We start from the raw sequence: 3,450 nt of genomic DNA, 5'->3' as shown, positions 1-3,450 counted from the left end.
AGAAGATGGCCGGCCACATGGGTTCTGCCCGCGTGACCACACAGAACCTGCAAGTCGTGAAGACAGATGCTGACCGTGGCGTGATCATGGTGAAAGGCGCTGTTCCCGGCTCTAAGGGTGGCTGGGTCACAATCAAGGATGCGGTCAAAAAGCCGACACCCGAGAACGTGATCTATCCTGCTGGTCTGAAGTCGCTGGACGAAGAAGCCAAGCGTTTGGCTGAAGAAGCTGCTGCCGCTGCCGCTGCTGAAGAAGCTGCTGCCGCAAAGGCCGCTGCTGAAGCAGAGCAGGCCGCATTGGAAGCTGCTGAAGCCGAAGCCGCAAACGAAGCCCCGGCAGATGATGCCGCCGAGACTGAGGGTGATAAAAATGAAGGCTGATGCAATCAAACTGGATGGCAAAGCCGCCGGTTCCGTCGAATTGAACGACGAAATCTTTGGTCTTGAGCCACGCAAGGACATCTTGCACCGCGTCGTCCGTTGGCAGCGCAACAAGGCAATGGCGGGTACACACGATGTGCTTGGTCGTTCCGAAGTGTCGTATTCGACCAAGAAGATCTATCGCCAAAAAGGCACCGGTGGCGCACGTCACGGGTCCAAGGGCGCGCCGATCTTCCGTCACGGTGGTACATACAAGGGTCCAACCCCGCGCAGCCACGCCCATGACCTGACCAAGAAGTTCCGCAAGTTGGGACTGAAGCATGCCCTGTCCGCCAAAGTGGCCGCAGGCGAGCTGGTCATCGTGGACACGATCGAAGTCAAAGATGCCAAGACAGGTGCGCTGGCCAAAATGGTCGGTTCACTGGGTTGGAAGCGTGCGCTGATCATCGATGGGGCCGAAGTGAACGCAAACTTCGCCAAGGCCGCAGCCAACATCACAACCATTAACGTTCTCCCATCCATGGGTGCCAACGTTTACGACATCCTCAAGTCAGACACACTCGTCTTGACCAAAGCAGGCGTCGCAGCACTGGAGGCTCGTTTAGCATGAGCGCGAAAGCAGAACATTACGACGTGATCCGCAAGCCGATCATCACCGAAAAAGCAACGATGGCGTCTGAAGCCAATGCCGTTGTTTTCGAAGTGGCAATCGACAGCAACAAGCCACAGATCAAGCAGGCTGTTGAAGCTCTGTTCGGTGTGAAGGTCAAAGCGGTCAACACGACAATCACCAAAGGCAAAGTGAAGCGCTTCCGCGGTTCGCTGGGCACCCGCAAGGATGTCAAGAAAGCCTATGTGACGCTGGAAGCCGGCAACACAATCGACGTGTCCACCGGTCTGTAAGCCAGACGCCAAGAATTGAAAAAGGCCCCCAGCGCAAGCTGGGGGCCTTTTTTGTTGGTGGTTCACCCGCTTGGGGTTAGAATCTCCACAACAACATCCGGACATTGCTCCATGATCACCAAAGCGGATGACTTTTTTGCCAAAGGCTGTGGCCGTTGCGCGCGGTTTGAGACCCCTGACTGTTCTGCGATGACTTGGGGGGCGGGTGTGGCGGCCTTGCGCGCAGTCTGCCTTGATATGGGACTGCAAGAGACCGTCAAGTGGGGGCATCCCTGCTATTTGCACGCCGATCGCAACATCGCTTTAATCGGCGCGTTTCGCAGTGATTTCCGTCTTACCTTCATGAACGCGGGTCTTTTGGGGGATACGCATGGCGCGCTGGTCGCGAACGGCCCCAATACCGCCACGCCCAGTGTGATGACGTTTACCAGCGTTGCAGAAGTTGCTGCCAAAGACGACACCATCCGTCACTATTTGGCGGCGCTGAAGAATTTTGCGGAACGGGGTATCAAGCCGCCCAAAATTGTCCGGGAGATCACCTTGCCGGATGAATTGGTGGACGTCCTGGACCAGGACCCCGAGCTGTCAGAGGCGTTTGCGGCCCTCACACCGGGGCGGCAACGCAGCTATGTTCTGAGTATCAACAGTGCTAAACAGACTGCCACGCGCTTGAACCGGATCGCCAAGTTCCGCGACAAGATTATTGCGGGCAAGGGCGCCACGGAACGCTAGGGCGCCTTAGCTGATCGTCATCACCACAGCACCGGAGGCCACCAATGCCACGCCGATCCAGCCACCCGTAGACAGATGCTCGCCCAGAAACAGCACGCCGAAGACCGCGACCAGTACGACGCTGAGTTTATCGACAGGGGCCACCTGCGATGCGTTGCCCAGCTTCAGTGCGCGGAAATAGCAGACCCATGATGCGCCGGTCGCAAGGCCGGAGAGGATCAGGAAGATCGCACTCTTGGGGGATATGGTGTTAAGGGGCTGGTACTGTTTGGTGGCCAGCAGGATGGCCCCCAAGACGACGATCACGACCAGCGTGCGCAGGAAGGTCGCAAAGTCCGACGGGATATTCTCGATCCCGACCTTGGCAAAGATCGCGGTGAGGGCGGCAAAGACAGCGGCCATGACCGCCCAGAACTGCCAAGAGGTACCGATGTTTTCCATTGGGTGTGGTCCTGTGGTTGGGGGATAACCAAAGCATTGCACGCAGGGAAAGGCGAGGGCGAGTCATTTTGCATCGGGGAAAGCCCAGACATAAGTAGGCCGAGGCCTGTTCTGGCAATCTGAGTACCGATCCAGAAACGGACCAGCGCGAGCCCCACCGGCAAGACTAGAATTTTGTCCTAGGTTGCACCTTCGCGTGACCTTTGGCCCTGATTTAATTGATTGTCGGCTATAGACACCTCCCACCCACCCCGCTATACGCCCACCAATCGCACAGCCTCGGATTCGTCCGGGGCTGCGCTTTTATTACGTCGGGGACCTTCGGGGCCCTATAACATCAGGGTCTATTCACTAGGCCCGCCAAGCAAACGGAAGAAGCAAACATGGCACTCAAGTCGTACAAACCGACGACGCCGGGCCAGCGTGGGCTGGTGCTGATCGACCGTTCGGAGCTTTGGAAAGGACGTCCCGTCAAGGCCCTCACAGAGGGTCTGACAAAGTCGGGCGGCCGGAACAACACCGGACGGATCACTATGCGTCGTATTGGTGGGGGCGCAAAGCGTCTTTACCGCATCGTCGATTTCAAGCGCAACAAGCTGGACATGCCAGCTGTCGTCGCACGGATCGAATATGACCCGAACCGCACCGCATTCATCGCGCTGATCCAGTACGAAGACGGCACACAGAATTACATCATCGCTCCGCAGCGTCTTGCTGTCGGTGACAAGGTGGTCGCATCCGCCAAGGCTGACATTAAGCCCGGCAACGCGATGCCTTTCTCGGGCATGCCCATCGGGACGATCATCCACAACATCGAAATCAAAGCAGGCAAAGGCGGCCAGATCGCCCGTGCAGCCGGCACCTACGCCCAGTTTGTTGGTCGTGATGGTGGCTATGCGCAGATCCGCCTGTCTTCGGGTGAATTGCGTCTGGTCCGCCAGGAATGCATGGCCACTGTCGGTGCTGTGTCGAACCCAGACAACTCGAACCAGAA

Annotated in this window: 5 protein-coding genes and 1 pseudogene; 5 read left to right on the top strand and 1 reads right to left on the bottom strand. The window is 57.7% G+C overall.

Features of this window, described 5'->3' with window-relative positions; translation table 11 throughout:
• From NWQ23_RS08785 to NWQ23_RS08770, 4 genes and pseudogenes are all read left to right on the top strand, one after another.
• Positions 1-380: pseudogene (locus tag NWQ23_RS08785) on the top strand (50S ribosomal protein L3); the annotation flags it as partial.
• The gene (gene rplD / locus NWQ23_RS08780) at positions 370-990 is read left to right on the top strand and encodes a 50S ribosomal protein L4 (RefSeq protein ID WP_306165909.1); all 621 of its coding nucleotides are present in this window, start codon (positions 370-372) and stop codon (positions 988-990) included. The pseudogene NWQ23_RS08785 and the gene rplD, both read left to right, overlap by 11 nt.
• Complete coding sequence (locus NWQ23_RS08775; RefSeq protein ID WP_306165908.1) at positions 987-1,283, top strand: 50S ribosomal protein L23; 297 nt, start codon at positions 987-989, stop codon at positions 1,281-1,283. Before rplD ends, NWQ23_RS08775 begins: the two co-directional genes overlap by 4 nt.
• 111 nt (positions 1,284-1,394) lie before the next feature.
• Positions 1,395-2,015, top strand: a complete 621-nt coding sequence (locus tag NWQ23_RS08770) for a YdeI family protein (protein ID WP_306165907.1) — start codon at positions 1,395-1,397, stop codon at positions 2,013-2,015.
• Positions 2,016-2,021: 6 nt separating this feature from the next.
• Here the strand turns inward: NWQ23_RS08770 and NWQ23_RS08765 are convergent, their stop codons facing one another.
• On the bottom strand, positions 2,022-2,456 hold the full coding sequence (locus NWQ23_RS08765; protein ID WP_372340119.1) for an EamA family transporter: 435 nt from the start codon (positions 2,454-2,456) through the stop codon (positions 2,022-2,024).
• A 383-nt stretch (positions 2,457-2,839) separates the two neighbouring features.
• Here NWQ23_RS08765 and rplB point away from each other — a divergent pair.
• On the top strand, positions 2,840-3,450 hold a 611-nt coding region (rplB, locus tag NWQ23_RS08760), incomplete at its 3' end, for a 50S ribosomal protein L2 (RefSeq protein WP_306165906.1).

This window comes from Yoonia sp., from assembly GCF_030731595.1.
GTDB lineage: Bacteria > Pseudomonadota > Alphaproteobacteria > Rhodobacterales > Rhodobacteraceae > Yoonia.
This window is presented reverse-complemented; position numbering and strand designations above follow the sequence as displayed.